We start from the raw sequence: 15773 nt of genomic DNA, 5'->3' as shown, positions 1-15773 counted from the left end.
CCGAACCGTTGACAACCACCGCATAAGCGACTTACTTTTCGTAAGTGACTTCAAAAAATAAGCCAGCCCCGCCGTTCCGCATCGATGATGAGCAATGCATGCGGCTAACCACTGTCATGGAGATTGTTGGGCGGCGCTGGGTGGGCGGCATCCTGCTGGCCGTGGGCACGGGCGCCGAGCGGTTTACGGAGATCCAGAACCGGGTCCAGGGATTGTCCGCGCGGATGCTCACCCTCCGGCTCCGTGAACTTGAGGGCTACGGACTCGTGGAGCGCATCGTTGAACCCACCGTGCCGGTCAGCATCCGCTATCACCTCACGGGCCGCGGCATCGATCTGCTGCGGGCCCTGCAGCCAATAGGCCAGTACTCGCGCCGCTGGGAAGAGGCTTCGGGAGAGGAAACGGCTGCCTCCTAGACTCCGGATATCGCCAGGACGAGGGCGATGCCCGGGTCCTCGGACGCGTGCACCTGCGCCTGGTCCACCGGGTTCCGGCCGATGTCAGCGGGGACGCCGTCGAGCGGCACCGATTCCACTGGTCCCTCCGCGACGTTCCCCAGCGTCTCCGCAGTGAAGGGGCCGCCGAAGCCGCCCACGGCCAGCACCGGGCTACTTCCCGCTGAACACAGGGAACTTGCCGGACTTGCCGTAGTCGGTCACCCGCATGCCGTACAGGGCGTCCATGTCTTCAGCTGAAATGGTGAAGTCCACGTCCGCGTTGGTCCGCATGTGGTCCGGGTTGGTGGTCTTCGGTAGCGGAACGGTTCCCAGCTGGACGGCGTAGCGGATGCACAGCTGCGCAACGGAAACCGAATACCGCACAGCGATCGCGGCCACTTCCTCGTTTCGCAGGATCTCCCCGTGCGCGATGGGTGAATAGGCCTCCACCAACAGGTTGGTATCGGTACAGAAATCCAGCAGTTCAGTCGGGGTGTTGCCGACGTGGAGCAGGATCTGGTTGACCGACGGCGCCACGGTGCAGGCGTCCAGGATGTTCTCCAGGTCCGCCTGTTCGAAGTTGGAGACGCCGATGGACCGGAGCTTGCCCGCGTCGTGCGCTTCCTCAAGGGCACGCCAGGCTTCCCGGTTGCCTTCCGCGTAGGAGCCGCCGCGCCAGTCATTCCAGGGTTGCGGGCTGTGGATGAGCATCAGGTCCAGATAGTCCAGGCCCATTGTTTCCAGCGAGCCGTCGATAGCGGCCACCGCACCGGAATAGTCCTTGATTTCTGCGGCGAGTTTGCTGGAGACAAAGAGGTCCTCCCTGGGCACTCCGCTGGACCGTACGCCCTCGCCGACGCCGCGCTCGTTGCCGTAGGCCTGGGCGGTGTCGATGTTGCGGTAGCCAATGCTGATGGCTTCCCCCACAGCCTGGGCGGCGCTGCCGTCTTCGATGAACCAGGTACCGAACCCCAGTTTGGGGATCGGCAGCCCGTTGGCCAGGGTGAAAGTCTCGTCCAGGATCATCGTCCTGCTCCTTACGGGATCGAATCATTCGTCTCCGCCATCGTCCCGCTGCGCTGTGGCCAGCGAAATGGCGCGCGGAAAGTCGTCCACTGGAACCGGGTATCAAGGACGGCCACGACGCAGCGTATGCCCTCACACCTAAAGAGGTTGCCCCCTCCTGGCCCCGCGGCCGACGGATGTCCGTCGGAACGGGTCCCTTTGTAAACCAGTGGGGAGATAACGCCGTTATGAGCCCTCACAGCAAATCCTTTGTGCAGTTAACGCCGTTATGGGACCCGCTAAACGACGTCAGCTCCCCAAAAGATTAAGTTCCGGGATCGGCCCCCGGCTGCTGGTACCGCTGAAGGAGAATCCAAGTGCTGCCCGCCGAAACCGCGCCCGACTAGAACCGCCGCTCAGCCACGTTCACCCGGGCGGCGCCGTCGAGCGCTGCTTTCAGCTGTTCCACCGGTGTGGCACCGGGCGCGGCGTCGGCCATCTTTTCGTCGGGGACGTTTGGGTCCTCGAAGTACAGGCGGCCGTAGGCAGTGGTCTCGGGCTCGAACCGCCAGCTGTCAGCCAGGGTCCCGGCGTCGACGGTATCGAAGCCCAGCTGGTCGATGATCCGGGCGGCCTCAGTCTTGGCCTGCTCATCGTCACCGGCGATCGGCAGGGCGGAGCGGTCCGCAGCACCGCTGGGGCGGGCCAGGGCAGGGATCTGCGCGGCCAGGATGTTGTTGAAAACCTTCACGGTGCGGGCACCGGTGAGCCGCTGCATCAGCTCGCTGGTGGTGACGGAGTTGTCAAGGAGTCCGTCGATGCTGCCGTCGCGGAAGGGGTAGTAGTTGCTGCTGTCCAGGACAATCTTGTCTTTCAGGAGTCCCTCCGGAAGGTCCTTCACCGCCTTGAGCGGAATGGCGAGCACGACGGCGTCGCCCGCGTTGGCTGCCTCCTCCACCGTCCCGGCCCGGGCCAGCGGGCCGAGCTCGGCAACCAGGTCCGTGAGTGTCTCGGGCCCGCGCGAGTTGGCGATGACCACGTTCATGTCCGCCGCAACCGCAAGCCGAGCGACGGCAGATCCAATGTGTCCGCTTCCGATGATTCCCAGTGTCGCCATGAGTGCATCCCTTCGGTGGTTGTGCTGTGTGGTCTCAGGCGGCGGAAGCCGCGGCGCCGGCAAGTTCGCTCAGCTGCGCGGCAGTCAGCCGGGCGCCGAACGCGGGTCCGCCCGGCTGCAGGAACCCGGTGCCGGCCAGGGAGTCCACGCAGACAGGGTCGTAGCCTATGCGGTCCACCAACGCGGAGACCAGAGCGACGGCGCCAGGCTGGTTCCCGGCTACGGCAAGGCCCCGCCGCTCCGGGTGCCCGGCCGGACGGCGGTCCGGTTCCAGGTGGTGGTAGCCGGTGTGGCTGAAGGTCTTCACGACGGCGGCACCGGGGAACATGTCCTGCACCACCTCGGAAGACGGCCGGTCCCCCGCTCGGAACGCCGGGATTTGGCCGTCCACCGGCGGCCAGTAGTTCATGGTGTCCACCACCACGCGGCCGGCCAGCAGGGCAGGATCAATGGTGTGCAGCCGGTGCAGCGGCAGCGCAAGGATCACCAGGTCTGCTTCCGCGACGGCGTCGTGCGTCCATTTCGGCTCGGCACCCGGGGTCACGAAGTCGATCATCAGCTCCAGCCGGGCGGGATCGCCGGAGGCGGAGACGGAAACCCGGTAGCCGGCGTCGAGCAGTGAACGGGCAACGGCAGTGCCCGCCTTGCCCGCGCCGATCACGGCAACGTGGAGGGTTTCCGGAGCGGGGTCGACCGTGGGCAGCAGGGACTCTGTGGCCGGATGAAGGGTCATGACATCGGTAACGCAGCCTTTCCCGGGGTCATTCCCGCAGCAAGGCACGCCAAAGTATTAGTCCTCCCGTCTTTACAGCACCCGCCAGCGGGGTGACCATGAGCGCAGGGCCAGCTGTGCTTCCTGACAGATAGACGGACCTCGCCGTAGTCAGGATCAGAAGCGTCGCAGATGCGTTCATATGCAGATACCTGAAAGGCAACGCAATGAGACTTCCTCCAACTCCACGGCGGGCGTTCTCCATAGTCCTGGCCGCCATTCTCCTGGTCCTGGCCGCAGGGACGGGCGCATTCGCTTCCTCCCCGGCTTCGGCCCCGCAGTCGCTGCCGGCTGCACCATATGGGGAGAACGACGGGTCAGGTCCACAGTTCTACAGCGGATTGGCCGTCGATGTCCGGGATGACGTATCCGGGGACGTGTACGTGTCCGCCCAGAGGATCACCATCTCCGGAAACGTCACGGGCGACATCATCGCAGCCGGCCAGACGATCGACATCACCGGAAATGTTGACGGTAACGTACGTCTCGCCGGGCAGGATGTGACCATCAGCGGGGAGATTTCGCGCAGCGGCACCATCTTCGCTTCGACGGTGGATATTACCGACAGCGGTTCCCTCGGAGATGATCTTGTGGGTGCCGCGGGTGACATCGACATAGCCGGCGCGGTGGGCCGAGATGTGCAGGTTGGTGTTGGAGACCTCACCATCGACGGGACGGTTGGAGGCAATCTCACCTACACCTCCAACGACGACGCCAGCATCGCCGACGGCGCGGTCAGCGGCACCGTGGAGCGCATCACTCCGCAGGAATCCGACGAGCCAACGCAGGGAGAACTGTTCGTCGGCTGGTTGCTTGGCCTGCTCTACGCTCTGGTTGCGTTGAGCCTCATCACCGTCCTCGCGGGATGGCTTTTCCCCCGTTTGCTGCACCACGTCACCGACCGTCTTGTGCCGCACCCCTGGAAGGCGCTGCTTGTAGGCTTCGTGGCCTCGATCGTCGTCCCGTTTGCAGTCCTGCTTCTGCTGTTCACGTTCGTCGGCGCGCCCCTTGCGCTGGCAATCCTGCTGGTCTGGATTACGCTGACGCTCGCAACCTTCGTGTTCGGCGCCTACTACATTGGCCGGCTGCTGTTCCGCGGCAACCAGCATCCCGTGGTTAAGGCGCTCGTCGGCGGAGTGATCCTCATCGTCGCGCTGCATATTCCGTGGCTGAACATTCTGGTCTGGCTGGCCATGGTGTTCTTTGGCCTGGGTGCACAGCTCCTGGCGATCTACGACCGGCGGCCGTGGCGCCGGGTAAGCGCACCGTCGCGGGATGCCTACGGGCCGGGCTCGGGTCCGGAAAACGGGCCCGGGTACGACGGCGGACAGCCCCCGCCGCCCCCGGTGCAGCCGCCGCCCCCGGTGCAGCCGCCGCCCCCGGTGCAGTAATACGCGGCCGGGGGCAGCCAGCCCTAGCCCTCCAGGTCGTAAACCATGGCGGGATCGCGTTCCAGGATCCGGTCCCGCATCTCGGCCTTCAGCACTTCCAGGTGAGCCAGCTCAGCTTCGGTCTTGTCCGGCTTCGCGCCCAGCTCAATGAACTCGTCAGCAACAATGCCGTCGTCGCGCAGCACGCAGGTGACCGTTGCGTTCCCGGCGCTGATCTCGAAGACATAGCGGGCCAGGGTATTGCCGCGTTCGGGCCGGGCCAGTTCCGGCACCACTTCGAAGCGCTCCCCCGTCACGGCCCGGGTGACCAGTTCGATCGCATCCCGGCCGCCGGGTCCGGGGAAGGCAGTGCGGATGCGGATCTGCCGGCGTTCGACGCGGCCGCCGGCGCGGGCTGCCAGTTCCGGCAGGGCACGGCCGAGGACGGCGAAGGCGTGGGCCACTCCTCCCGGAAAGCCCGGGCCGTGGTACCGCATGCAGTCAGCAAACGTGAAGTCCAGCTGCACGCCGTCCTCCCAGACGGTCACGGTGCGGTCCGCATCTGGGACGGGAGTCTGTTCAAGGTGTTCGGCCGGTGCCGGGGTGGTGCTCATGGTGCGCTCTCGCTCTGTCGATTAGGTCCGTTAGTGCAGGTCAGGCCGATTATGGACGCTGTATGACGTGCAGGCAGACGCAGATTGCGCCCATCCGACCCAGCTTCTATTGTTGCTTAGGCAAGGCAAGCCTTACCAACCACCCTTGCGGGGGTTCCAGCGGCCCGGCCGCGCACCGCCTGCAACGATCGTCCTTCCTTCCTTCTGCCCTGAGGTTTGCCATGTCCCGGAAAAACACCCCGCGTCCGGAGCGGACCGGCACCCGGGATTCGGTGCAGCAGCCGGCGGCGGCGCCGTCGACCTCCCTCACCGGAGAGCAGATGATCCTGCGCTACGGCAAGGACACTGTGGTGGACGGGGTTTCCCTGACCTTCCAGCCCGGCCAGGTCACGGCCCTGGTGGGCCCCAACGGCAGCGGTAAATCCACCCTGCTGCGCTCCATGGCGCGGCTGCACCGTCCGGACTCGGGCGAAATCCTCCTCCGCGGAACCGGCGGCGAACGTGCCGCATCAGCGCTCAGCTCCCGCGACTTCGCCCGCGAGGTGACCCTCTTTTCCCAGTCCCGGCCCGCCCCGCAGGGACTGAGCGTCCGGGAGGTCGTGGCTTTTGGCCGGCACCCTTACCGGCACCGCTTTGCCGGGCTCAACGCCGAGGACCACCGGATCATCAACCGCGCCATGGCCGTCACGGGCGTTGGCTCGATGGCCGGCCGCTCTGTCAGCGAACTCTCCGGCGGGGAAGTCCAGCGCGTCTGGCTGGCCGCCTGCCTGGCCCAGGACACCGGCGTCGTACTCCTGGACGAACCCACCAACCACCTGGACCTGCGATACCAAATCGAGATCCTCGACCTGGTGCGCGACCTTGCGGACAGCGGCACCGCCGTCGGCATTGTGCTGCACGACCTCGATCACGCCGCCCGCGTGGCCGACTCGCTGGTGCTGATGTCCGCCGGCAGGATCCACGCCGCCGGCGACCCGCACCAGGTGCTCACCGAACAGAACATCTCCGAGGTCTACGGCCTCCAGGTCCAGGTCACGGTGGAGCCGGAAACCCGGCGCATCCGCATCGACCCGCTGGGCCGGCACACCGTCCGGCGCCGGTCCACCGCCCACATTTCATCCTGAACACCGTTTCATCCTGAACCCCACCCGAGAGGCACTTCCATGACCCGAGTCCGCCCGCTGGCCGCAGCAGCTTCCATGCTTGCTGCAGCCGCACTCACCCTGTCCGCCTGCGGCACCACCGACGTGGAGGAACCGGCAAACGCCGCCACCGCCGCTACGTCTGAAGCCTGCGCAGCCGACACCACCGCCACGGCAACCGGCCCGGTCTCACTGACCGACGGCGTCGGGCGGACGGTGGAGCTGGAAAAGCCGGCCGAGCGCATCGCTGTGCTGGAGTGGCAGCAGATCGAGGACGCGCTGACGCTGTGCGTCACGCCGGTGGCCGTTTCCGACGCCGAGGGCTACGGCACGTATGTCAGCGCCGAGACCCTCCCGGAGGAAGGCGTCGCGGACATCGGAACCCGCGGCGAACCGGATCTGGACACCCTGTACGCGGCGGATCCGGACCTGATCATCGTGGAGGCGTTCAGCGCCGACGACGAGATCATTGCCCAGCTCGAAGAACGCGGCGTGCCGGTCCTCGCCACCCTCGGAGCCAACAGCGCGGACCCGATCGGGAACATGAAGAGCGTCTTCTCGATGATCGCCGAAGCCACCGGACGCACCGAACGCGCCGAGCAGGTCCTGGATACCTTTGACAAGCACCTGGCCGATGCCAAGGAAAAGGTCCAGGCAGCCGACCTCGCCACCACTGACTTCCTCTTCTTCGACGGCTGGATCGAAGGCGGCAACGTCACCATCCGCCCCTACGGCCAGGGCGCCCTCTTCACTGCCCTCGGCGAAGAACTCGGCATGACCTCCGCCTGGACCGACGAGATTGACTCCCGGTACGGCAACGGCGGCGTGGACCCGGCCTACGGCCTGGGCCAGACTGACATTGAAGGACTCACCGCAGTTGGCAGCGCGAACCTCTTCCACTCCAACGACGAGGAAGTGGGCGGCTACGTTGCCGAACTCGAGAAGAACCCCATCTGGACCTCCCTGCCGGCCGTGAAGGAAGGCCGCGCCTACGCCTTCCCCGCAGGCGTCTGGGGCGCCGGCGGCCCGCTGTCCAACCAGCAGGCCATCGACGCCTACGTTGACGCCATGCTGGCGGAGTGAACGCACCGCTCCACACGCGGGACGTAACGCAGCCGCAGGCCCGCCCGGGCCTGCGGCTGCCCCTGCATAACTTCCTCCAGCACCCCGCCGGCGGCCTGGCCATTCTGGCGGCACTGCTGCTCGCCGTCGTCTTCACCGGTGCCTGGCACCTGACCCAGGGGACCTCCGGCGCCGGACTGGCGGACCTGTGGCGGCTCTTCGGCGGCGCCGAGGAAACCGTGGGCGGCGTTCCCATTGCCGACGTACTGGTCGGCTCACGGCTGCCGCGCCTGTTCGCCGGAGTTGCAGTGGGCTTTGCCCTCGGCGTGGCCGGGGCGCTGCTGCAGTCGGTAACCCGAAACGCGCTGGCCTCCCCGGACACCCTCGCCGTCACCGCCGGTTCCTACTTCGCGCTGACCGCCGTCGCGGCCTTCGGCCTGTCCGTGCCGCTCTGGGCCTCGGGCACGGTTGCCTTTGCGGGCGGGGTGCTGGCCGCCGCCGTCGTGCTGGGCCTGGCCGGCCGCTCCGTGAGTTCCGGCACCACGCGCCTGATCCTGGCCGGTTCCGCGATTGCCATGGCGCTCGACGCCGGCACCGCGATGCTGCTCATCCTGTTCAAGGAGAACACCACCGGCCTGTTCGCCTGGGGCAGCGGATCGCTCGCCCAGCTGAACCTGGACGCCTCCGTCCGGGCTGCGCCGGTGATTATTGCGATGCTGTGCGTGGCGCTGCTGCTGTGCCGCCGGCTCGATGTCCTGAAACTCGGCGACGATACTGCGTCCTCCCTGGGTGTGCCGGTCGCCTCCACCCGTGTCCTCGCCGTGCTCTGCGCGGTGCTGCTGACCAGCATTTCCGTGACGCTCGCCGGGCCCATTGCCTTTGTGGGGCTCGGCGCTCCCGTACTGGCGCGGCTTCTGGCCGGCCGCGCACCGGTGCTGGGCCGCCACCTTTTCCTGCTGCCCGTTTCCGGCTTGCTGGGTGCACTGCTGATCCTGCTCGCCGACGCAGGGCTGCGCGGACTCCTCGGCGCCGAGGGCGCCAGTTCGATTCCCACCGGTGTCCCCACGGCACTGCTCGGTGCCGTGCTGATTGTGGTCCTGGCGATGCGGATGCGGGATTCCGGGCCGATTGCCATGCCGCCGCAGGGCCGGCTCGGTGTCCGGACCCGGCGCCGGTTCCTGGCTGCCGTCGCCGTTTCCGGCCTGCTGTTGGCGGGCACCGTGCTGCTGGGCCTGCTGGCCGGGAGCCTGTGGCTGCGCACCGGGGACCTGGCCCTGTGGCTGAACGGTTCGGCACCGGACTTGATTGGCCGGGCACTGGATGACCGGTTCCCCCGGGTTGCCGCCGCAGTGCTGGCCGGCGCGGCCCTGGGCCTGGCCGGCTGCGTGGTGCAGGGAACCGTCCGCAACCCGCTGGCCGAACCCGGAATCCTCGGCATCACCGCCGGCGCCGGACTGGGCGCGGTCACGGTGGTGACCTCGAACATTGGCGGCGGACGCCCGGTGCTGATCACCATGGCGGTGCTGATGGGCCTGGCCACGTTCGGGCTGATCGCCCTGCTGGCCTGGCGCGGCGGGCTGCTGCCGGACCGTTTTGTGCTGGTGGGCATCGGCTGCGGTTACGGCCTCAGCGCACTGACCACCTTCCTGCTGCTGCGGGCCGACCCGTGGAACACTCCGCGCATCCTCACCTGGCTCTCCGGCACCACTTACGGGCGGACGGTGCCCGACGTCGTGCCGGTGGCGGTGGCGCTGCTGCTGGCCATGCCGCTGGTGTTCGCGCTGCGGCGCCGGCTGGATCTGCTGGCGGTCGACGACGACACCCCGCGGATCCTGGGCGTCCGGCTGGAGCGGTCCCGGCTGCTGCTGCTCGCTGCTGCCGCGGTGCTGGCTTCGCTGAGCGTGGTGGCGATCGGTGCCGTCGGGTTTGTGGGGCTGGTGGCTCCGCATCTGGCGCGGTTTATTGCCGGGGCCCGGCACTCGCGGCTGATTCCGCTGTCCATGCTGCTCGGTGCGCTGCTGGTCTCCGTTGCTGACACGCTGGGCCGCACGCTGATTGCTCCGGCGCAGATTCCGGCCGGGCTGATGATCGCCCTGATTGGTGCGCCGTACTTTGTGTGGCTGCTGCGGCGGTCGCGGGGGTAACGGCAAATCCGCAGGATCCATCGGCGGTGCCTTTAAGGCTCCCTGCTGGCGCTCATCTTCACCGATTAGTGTCGTGAAAATGAACTCCTACTACCTGCCCGCTGGACCGTCCGCCGAGGCACCCCTTCGAGCGTGATGGATACCGGTCTGGAACCCGTCTGCTTGAGACGGAACACCATTGTGGTGCTGCTGGGCATTGACGGTTCCGGCAAGTCAACGGCCGCCGGGGCCCTCAAGGATCTGTTTCCATCCAGACCGGTGCTGGTTCTGGGCAACTATTCCGGAAGGAAAACCATCGCCGGCTGGGCCCTGCGTCACCGGATACGGGTCCCTGGCCGGATCGCAGATGCCATGGAAACGGCCGTCAGGGTGTTCAACGTTCTGATCAATCATGTGCGGGCCTCGCGCTTTGACGGGCTGGTCATCATGGATCGCCACCTTTATTGCCAGGTGGCCTTGCGGAAGGCGCGTGGAATACGCCGGGGAACTGCGCTGATGACCCTGGCGGGCATCCTGCCGCAGGCCCATGCGGTGGTGTACTTCGATATCCCGGTTGAACAAGCCTACGAGCGGATCAGATTGCGGGGCGAGGACCAGGAGACCATCAAAGGTCTCCAGAATTTCCAGGCCGGCTACAGGGAGCTGCCTTGTTATCCGGGTTTTAGAACAGTTGACGCGAGCGGTTCCCGCGAAGGCACTCTCCTCCAGCTAGCGGACATCATCACCCTCGTGAGCCATCGGGTTCCCCTCCACTCAAGCGGCCGGCGGGCGTGAGAGAGCGGATTACGGAACCTGCTGCAGGAACTCCCGGACGACGGCGCTGATCAGTGCGGGGCGCTCGGCGAGCAGGCCGTGCGTGGCTCCCGGAACGATGCACAGCTGCGCGCCCGGAATCGATGACGCGATGAGCAGGCTGTGGTCCGGGCGAATGGTGTCCCGGTCCCCGGACACGATCAGGGTGGGGGCTTTGATCGCAGCCAGCTCTGCCGGGTCAATATGCGGTTCAGTGGTCCAGAGCCGGAAGAGCTTCGCCATCACGGCATCGGCATGGGCTGGACCGTCCGGAGACAGCCGCTCATAGGCCAGCCGCTCGAGGTCCGGCTTGTCCGGGTCCTTGGGCGCCGCGTGGACGGGCGGGCCCAGAACCGGCAACCCGCCGGCGTCGTCGTTGGTATTGAACGCCGAGGGGTCCAGGTTCCCGCTGATGGCGATCAGGGACCGGACCCGCTCCGGATGGTGCAGGGCCAGCAGCAGGCCGAGGATCGCGCCGTCGCTGTAGCCGAGCACGTCGACCGGCTCGAGGCCCTCCGCATCAAGGTAGGCCAGCGTGTCCGCGAGGCCGCGCTCGTAGTTGTAGCCGCCGTCGATGTCCGCTGACCTGCCGTGGCCGGGACGCTCGAACGCGTACACCGTCCGCTCGGCGGCCAGGGCATCGGCCTGCTCCCGCAGCGCCTCCAGCGAGCAGAATCCGCCGTGCAGGAACAGGATGGGCCGCCCCTCACCGACGACTTCGGAGTAAAGGTCGACGCCGTTGATCCGGTGATATGTCATGTGGTCCTGCCGTGGGGTGATTGTTGGCTGCGATGATCAGGGACGAAGGCTCCCGGCATCGGCTCCTACCATTGTGACGGTTACGTCCAGGGCCCGGGCCTTTCGCGGTTGCGGACGAATGCCCCTGCACTGAACCAGCAGTGACCGGACAGGCCGGGGGGGGACAGGCAGAACGCCTGGAATAGCGCTCCGTACTCACACGGCCAACGACGCCGGCACCTGACTGGGCGCGCAGCCGAACCGCTGCCGGAAGGCCCGGCCGAAGGTGCCCGGATCCAGGAACCCGGAAGCCAGGCACGCGGCCTGCACGGCATGGCCCTGTTCCAGCAGGGTGCGGGCGTGCTCCAGCCGGACCCTGCGGATCTCCGCGGCGGGCGACGTCCCCGCCTCAGCGAACAGAGCCTGCACCGAACGGACCGAAAGGTGCGCGGCGGCGGCGAGCTCCGCCGTCGTGAATTCCGGATCCGTGAACCTGGCTTCGATGGTGCGGAGCATGGACCCGCGCAGTTCGGCACGTACCTGCACGGCGGGGGTCCGAGGCGCCGGCCCGCGGCTGCGCAGCTCGCGCACGATCTGCTTTTGGGTCCGCGGCTGGGGACTGAAGCTCAGGAGCGTGCCCAGGCCTGGCCCGATGCTCCGGGTGGTCCACTGCACCGGCCGCGCGTCGCCGGCACGGGTCACGAACCACTCCGACGCCGGGGCGGTACCGCCGGATCCGACAATCGGGCATTCGTGTTCGGGGTACGGGGTTCCGTCCGGGCGGCGGCAGTGCAGCAGGTCATGGCTGGGTCCGCCGACGACGTCGTCCTCCGCCTTGTAGCCGAGGAACCGGATGGCTGCCTTGTTCGCCAGGGACACGAGGCCCTGTGAGTCGATGACCCACAGCGGAACCGGCGCCTCACGGACCACCTGTGTCAGCAGATCCATTTCCTGCCCTTTCCTTCGGTTCTCACACGGCCCCCACTTCAACACCGTACGAACCCTGGAAGGCGGGTCCGTTGCCTGGTTGTTTCGGGCAGGTAAAACGGTGGGCTCGCTGCGTTTTTTGCTGACTGGTCTTCGCAAAAAGCCTGGGTGGCGTGTTCGTCTGCCTTCTACGTTGATGCTGCGGCAAGTGCCGGAAAGCAACTCAGGAGGAGACACAAATGACTAATTGGAACGCGACACGAGACCAGGCCACGCTCAACGTGCGCAGCGCCGTCGCCCGTTCGGATTCTTCCTGGGCTGAGATTGCCGAGCAGCTTGACCGTCCGCTGCTGTGGACCATCGCCGCGCTGCTCGGTTCGCATCCGGTGCCGGCCGAACTGGCCGAGAAGGCGGGCGAACTGCTGGACCTGGACGAGGACACCGTGCTGGCACTGCAGGAGCAGCCGTACCGGATTGCCGGGGACTCGCTGAAGGATGACCCCACGATTTACCGCTTCTACGAGCTTCTCGCCGTGTACGGGCCGGCGCTGAAGGAAGCCATCCACGAGGAATTCGGCGACGGCATCATGAGTGCCATCAACTGCAACGTCGAACTGACCCGGCGCGAAGATCCCGACGGCGACCGCGTCCGCGTGATCATCGACGGCAAGTTCCTGAAGTACCAGTGGTAGGGGGCCGGCGATGAGTTATGTGATTCCAAAGGACTTCGCGGTCCGGATGATCGACGCCGGGCACTCCAAGGTGATGCTGTCCACTAGGGACACCCTGATCCGCAGTTACATGGCCGGTGCCATTCTGGCGCTGGCGGCGGCGTTTGCCGTCACGGTCAGCACGCAGACCGGGTCGCCGCTGCTCGGCGCGCTCCTGTTCCCCGTGGGTTTCTGCATGCTGTACCTGATGGGCTTCGACCTGCTGACCGGCGTGTTCACCCTGGTGCCGCTGGCCTGGCTGGACAAGCGGCCCGGCGTCACCCTGAACTCGATGCTGCGGAACTGGGGGCTGGTGTTCGTCGGCAACTTTGCCGGTGCGCTGACCACTGCGCTGCTGATGGCCATCGTCTGGACCTACGGGTTCTCGTCCGAGGTGAGCGAGGTGGGCCAGGCGATCGGGCACCTCGGTGAAGGACGGACCGTGGGCTACGCGGAGCACGGCGCAGCGGGCATGCTCACCTTGTTTGTCCGCGGGGTGCTGTGCAACTGGATGGTCTCCACCGGCGTCGTCGGCGCCATGATGTCCGACAGCCTGCCCGGCAAGGTGATCGCCATGTGGATGCCGATCATGCTCTTCTTCTACATGGGCTTTGAGCACTCCGTGGTGAACATGTTCCTGTTCCCCATCGGCCTGATGCTCGGCGGCGAGTTCACGCTGATGGATTACCTGATCTGGAACGAGATCCCGACGGTGCTTGGCAACCTGGTGGGCGGCCTGACGTTCGTCGGCCTGATGATCTACGGAACACATGCCCGGACCGCGCCGGGCCGGCAGTTTGCGGCGAAGGTGAAGGTTTAGGTTCGCAGATACGACGACGGCGGCGGGCCGGCGTCCGGGAGATAGATCCCGGGTGCCGGCCCGCGTTATCGGCAGCAGCAGGGACTAGGCAGGTTGCAGCCAGCCGTAGAGACGCCCGGAGAGAGTCCGCGGCAAGGTGGGCAGCAGCTCTGCCGCACCTATAAATGCCGCCGACGCCGGTGCTAGCGTGGGGCACGGATTGATTCGCTGTGGGGCCGCAGGCCTTGCGGAAGGAGATCGTCATGACCCGGAAACTCCACGAATTTGCTGACCTTTACCGGCGCAGGGGCCCCTGGTGTGTCGCCTACATAGACGCTTCCGCGGGGAGTGTGGACAGTCTGGAAGCCGCCGAGGTCCGTCCGGGCGATGTCAGGAGGGCACTGGCCAAACAGGGCGCACCGCCGGAGGACCAGGAAGCCGCGGAAACCGCGGTACTTCCCGCCGACGGATTTCCTTCCCCTGTGTCGCGCTACCTCCTCGTCCAGCAGGGCACGGTGGCCCTGAACGAAGTCCTGCCCGGACCGCTGGTGCTGCCGGAGCGGGTCTCTGTGGACCCGGTTCCCGATCTACTGCCGCTGCTCAAGCACCGCCCCGAGGAACTGCCCTACATTGTTGCGGAAGTCTCCCGGGAGGACGCCGAGATCCGCCTGCACTTTGTCGGCCGCGAAGAGTCCTCCGTCGAAGATGTGGAGGGGGAGAAAGAGGACATCACCAAGCTCCCCGCCGGCGGCTGGTCACAGGACAAATTCCAGCGGCAGACCGAGCAGATCTGGCGGCGCAACGCGGATCAGGTCGCCGAGGAGATCGACCGGATTGCTGACAGCAGCGGAGCCAGGCTGATCGTGCTTGCCGGTGATGTCCGGGCGCGGGGATTCGTACGGGACCAGCTCTCCGAATCCCACAAGCCACTGGTCAGCATGGTCGATTCCCACATTCCTGTGTCCGGAGCCGGCCGCAGGAGTTTCGAGGACAAAGTCCAGGAACGCATTGCCCTGCTGTGGGCTGCAGAGCAGGAACAGATCATGGATCGTCTGGCCCAGCAGCAGGGGCAGGCCAACCCGGAGTCCGTCACCGGCTTCGGCGGGGTGCTGAATGCCCTGCAGCAGGCCCAGGTGGAGCTCATGATCCTCAATGACACCGCGCTGGCCGACCACCATTTGCTGGCCCTCGGAGCCGAACCCTGGGTGGCCAGCGCCCCGGAGCAGTCCCTCGGTGCTGAGGTTTTGGGCCAGGTCCCTGCACCGGCAGCGTTGGTCCGTGCGGCTGCCCTGACCGATGCCAGTCTTCTGCTGGTGCCCGACGGCGTCCTCCCCCACGGCGTGGACGCTGCTGCCCTGCTGCGCTGGCCCACCGGCCCTGAGGCACCGAGGAGCTGACGGGTCGCCTCAGCTGGCCGCCGCGGCAATGACTTCCGCCAGGTCACGCGGCCGGCTCCACATGGGCCAGTGCCCGGTGGGGAGGTCGAGGATCTCCACGTCCGTGAGCTCCGCGGTTTCGGCGAACATGGGGTGCCCCGAGCGGGCCAGTTCCATCATCTGCGCGCCCGGAATCGAGCAGCACACCAGTGTGGTGGGGACCTGGCGGCGGGCATCGTTTTCCAGTTCGAGGGGCTGGCGCAGCACGGGGCCGGGCTCCGGAACGGCCCGATTTCGGAACCGGTCAAGGATCTCATCGCTCAGTCCCTCGAGGCTCGCCTGCTGTCCCAGATCATCGAAGGCCGGCAGCGGCAGCTCAGCCGCATCTTCCGGGAAGCCGGGCAGGAAGACGCTTCCCGGCCCCACAGGCCCGGAGTCGACCCACGCCATCCGGTGGATCAGCTCGGGGTGCCGGTCGAGGACCAAGCTGACAGGGAAGTTGGCGCCGCTGTGCGCCACGAGTGTCACCGGCTCACCGAGGCGGGTGACGACGTCGGTAATCGCCGCTGCCTGCTCATCGAGAGTCCGGGCTGTGCGGGCGGAATCTTCCGGGTCGAGGCCGGGCAGGGTCAGCGCTGTCGCCCGAGCGTTCCCGGCGGCGAGGTATTCAAGGACTTCGTCCCAGGCCCAGGCGCCCAGCCAGTGGCCGGCGATCAGGACGATGGGGCTCTTCGTAGTGTTCATGTTCCAACCTTCACCCCTCGAATG

17 protein-coding genes are annotated in these 15773 nt (G+C 66.9%); 9 read left to right on the top strand and 8 right to left on the bottom strand.

What is annotated here, in order from left to right; all coding sequences use genetic code 11:
* Positions 1-44: 44 nt before the first annotated feature.
* On the top strand, positions 45-416 hold the full coding sequence (locus LOC59_RS00545) for a winged helix-turn-helix transcriptional regulator (protein ID WP_227916811.1): 372 nt from the start codon (positions 45-47) through the stop codon (positions 414-416).
* On the opposite strand, the gene LOC59_RS00540 is transcribed toward LOC59_RS00545, so the two are convergent.
* From LOC59_RS00540 to LOC59_RS00525, 4 genes are all read right to left on the bottom strand, one after another.
* Positions 413-604 (bottom strand): hypothetical protein, encoded by a 192-nt coding sequence (locus LOC59_RS00540; RefSeq protein ID WP_227916812.1) that lies wholly within the window; start codon positions 602-604, stop codon positions 413-415. The two genes, LOC59_RS00545 and LOC59_RS00540, sit on opposite strands and share 4 nt — an antisense overlap.
* Positions 605-608: 4 nt before the next feature.
* Positions 609-1463 carry an aldo/keto reductase gene (locus tag LOC59_RS00535; RefSeq protein WP_229970141.1) on the bottom strand — a complete coding sequence of 285 codons (855 nt, stop codon included), beginning with the start codon at positions 1461-1463 and terminating at the stop codon, positions 609-611.
* Positions 1464-1845: 382 nt separating this feature from the next.
* Entirely contained in the window at positions 1846-2559 is a 714-nt protein-coding gene (locus LOC59_RS00530) for an NADPH-dependent F420 reductase (protein WP_227895935.1), read from the bottom strand.
* A 34-nt stretch (positions 2560-2593) separates the two neighbouring features.
* Complete coding sequence (locus LOC59_RS00525) at positions 2594-3292, bottom strand: NADPH-dependent F420 reductase (RefSeq protein WP_229970139.1); 699 nt, start codon at positions 3290-3292, stop codon at positions 2594-2596.
* 206 nt (positions 3293-3498) lie between these two features.
* On the opposite strand from LOC59_RS00525, the gene LOC59_RS00520 reads away from it, so the two are divergent.
* On the top strand, positions 3499-4722 hold the full coding sequence (locus LOC59_RS00520) for a polymer-forming cytoskeletal protein (RefSeq protein WP_229970136.1): 1224 nt from the start codon (positions 3499-3501) through the stop codon (positions 4720-4722).
* A gap of 23 nt (positions 4723-4745) precedes the next feature.
* On the opposite strand, the gene LOC59_RS00515 is transcribed toward LOC59_RS00520, so the two are convergent.
* Entirely contained in the window at positions 4746-5315 is a 570-nt protein-coding gene (locus LOC59_RS00515; protein WP_227895938.1) for a hypothetical protein, read from the bottom strand.
* A 221-nt stretch (positions 5316-5536) separates the two neighbouring features.
* On the opposite strand from LOC59_RS00515, the gene LOC59_RS00510 reads away from it, so the two are divergent.
* From LOC59_RS00510 to LOC59_RS00495, 4 genes are all read left to right on the top strand, one after another.
* Positions 5537-6439: an ABC transporter ATP-binding protein gene (locus LOC59_RS00510; protein ID WP_442860556.1), complete on the top strand. Its 903-nt coding sequence runs from the start codon at positions 5537-5539 to the stop codon at positions 6437-6439.
* A gap of 39 nt (positions 6440-6478) precedes the next feature.
* Positions 6479-7540: an iron-siderophore ABC transporter substrate-binding protein gene (locus LOC59_RS00505; RefSeq protein WP_229970134.1), complete on the top strand. Its 1062-nt coding sequence runs from the start codon at positions 6479-6481 to the stop codon at positions 7538-7540.
* A gap of 50 nt (positions 7541-7590) precedes the next feature.
* Positions 7591-9663, top strand: coding sequence for an iron ABC transporter permease (locus LOC59_RS00500; RefSeq protein WP_229970834.1), 2073 nt, complete (start codon positions 7591-7593; stop codon positions 9661-9663).
* A 135-nt stretch (positions 9664-9798) separates the two neighbouring features.
* Positions 9799-10437: a thymidylate kinase gene (locus LOC59_RS00495; protein ID WP_227896070.1), complete on the top strand. Its 639-nt coding sequence runs from the start codon at positions 9799-9801 to the stop codon at positions 10435-10437.
* Positions 10438-10446: 9 nt separating this feature from the next.
* On the opposite strand, the gene LOC59_RS00490 is transcribed toward LOC59_RS00495, so the two are convergent.
* Positions 10447-11214, bottom strand: a complete 768-nt coding sequence (locus LOC59_RS00490; RefSeq protein ID WP_229970131.1) for an alpha/beta fold hydrolase — start codon at positions 11212-11214, stop codon at positions 10447-10449.
* Positions 11215-11409: 195 nt separating this feature from the next.
* Positions 11410-12141 (bottom strand): helix-turn-helix transcriptional regulator, encoded by a 732-nt coding sequence (locus LOC59_RS00485; RefSeq protein WP_229970128.1) that lies wholly within the window; start codon positions 12139-12141, stop codon positions 11410-11412.
* A gap of 218 nt (positions 12142-12359) precedes the next feature.
* Between LOC59_RS00485 and cynS the strand changes: the two genes are divergently transcribed.
* The 3 genes from cynS to LOC59_RS00470 all read left to right on the top strand — a co-directional run bounded on the left by cynS (position 12360) and on the right by LOC59_RS00470 (position 15026).
* Positions 12360-12812, top strand: a complete 453-nt coding sequence (gene cynS / locus LOC59_RS00480) for a cyanase (RefSeq protein WP_227895948.1) — start codon at positions 12360-12362, stop codon at positions 12810-12812.
* 10 nt (positions 12813-12822) lie between these two features.
* Positions 12823-13650 (top strand): formate/nitrite transporter family protein, encoded by an 828-nt coding sequence (locus LOC59_RS00475; RefSeq protein ID WP_227916175.1) that lies wholly within the window; start codon positions 12823-12825, stop codon positions 13648-13650.
* A gap of 242 nt (positions 13651-13892) precedes the next feature.
* On the top strand, positions 13893-15026 hold the full coding sequence (locus tag LOC59_RS00470; protein WP_227895950.1) for a baeRF2 domain-containing protein: 1134 nt from the start codon (positions 13893-13895) through the stop codon (positions 15024-15026).
* Positions 15027-15035: 9 nt separating this feature from the next.
* Here the strand turns inward: LOC59_RS00470 and LOC59_RS00465 are convergent, their stop codons facing one another.
* Positions 15036-15749 (bottom strand): alpha/beta fold hydrolase, encoded by a 714-nt coding sequence (locus LOC59_RS00465; RefSeq protein ID WP_229970126.1) that lies wholly within the window; start codon positions 15747-15749, stop codon positions 15036-15038.
* Positions 15750-15773 lie beyond the last annotated feature (24 nt).

Origin of the sequence: Arthrobacter sp. zg-Y916, assembly GCF_020907385.1 — a bacterium.
GTDB lineage: Bacteria > Actinomycetota > Actinomycetes > Actinomycetales > Micrococcaceae > Arthrobacter_B > Arthrobacter_B caoxuetaonis.
This window is presented reverse-complemented; position numbering and strand designations above follow the sequence as displayed.

What these genes read in the sequence shown, in the direction of transcription:
- cynS (WP_227895948.1), top strand. Translation starts at nt 12,360, where the DNA reads ATGACTAATTGGAACGCGACACGAGACCAGGCCACGCTCAACGTGCGC.
- LOC59_RS00475 (WP_227916175.1), top strand. Translation starts at nt 12,823, where the DNA reads ATGAGTTATGTGATTCCAAAGGACTTCGCGGTCCGGATGATCGACGCC.
- LOC59_RS00520 (WP_229970136.1), top strand. Translation starts at nt 3,499, where the DNA reads ATGAGACTTCCTCCAACTCCACGGCGGGCGTTCTCCATAGTCCTGGCC.
- LOC59_RS00465 (WP_229970126.1), bottom strand. Translation starts at nt 15,749, where the DNA reads ATGAACACTACGAAGAGCCCCATCGTCCTGATCGCCGGCCACTGGCTG.
- LOC59_RS00525 (WP_229970139.1), bottom strand. Translation starts at nt 3,292, where the DNA reads ATGACCCTTCATCCGGCCACAGAGTCCCTGCTGCCCACGGTCGACCCC.
- LOC59_RS00470 (WP_227895950.1), top strand. Translation starts at nt 13,893, where the DNA reads ATGACCCGGAAACTCCACGAATTTGCTGACCTTTACCGGCGCAGGGGC.
- LOC59_RS00515 (WP_227895938.1), bottom strand. Translation starts at nt 5,315, where the DNA reads ATGAGCACCACCCCGGCACCGGCCGAACACCTTGAACAGACTCCCGTC.
- LOC59_RS00535 (WP_229970141.1), bottom strand. Translation starts at nt 1,463, where the DNA reads ATGATCCTGGACGAGACTTTCACCCTGGCCAACGGGCTGCCGATCCCC.
- LOC59_RS00495 (WP_227896070.1), top strand. Translation starts at nt 9,799, where the DNA reads ATGGATACCGGTCTGGAACCCGTCTGCTTGAGACGGAACACCATTGTG.
- LOC59_RS00530 (WP_227895935.1), bottom strand. Translation starts at nt 2,559, where the DNA reads ATGGCGACACTGGGAATCATCGGAAGCGGACACATTGGATCTGCCGTC.
- LOC59_RS00505 (WP_229970134.1), top strand. Translation starts at nt 6,479, where the DNA reads ATGACCCGAGTCCGCCCGCTGGCCGCAGCAGCTTCCATGCTTGCTGCA.
- LOC59_RS00490 (WP_229970131.1), bottom strand. Translation starts at nt 11,214, where the DNA reads ATGACATATCACCGGATCAACGGCGTCGACCTTTACTCCGAAGTCGTC.
- LOC59_RS00510 (WP_442860556.1), top strand. Translation starts at nt 5,537, where the DNA reads ATGTCCCGGAAAAACACCCCGCGTCCGGAGCGGACCGGCACCCGGGAT.
- LOC59_RS00485 (WP_229970128.1), bottom strand. Translation starts at nt 12,141, where the DNA reads ATGGATCTGCTGACACAGGTGGTCCGTGAGGCGCCGGTTCCGCTGTGG.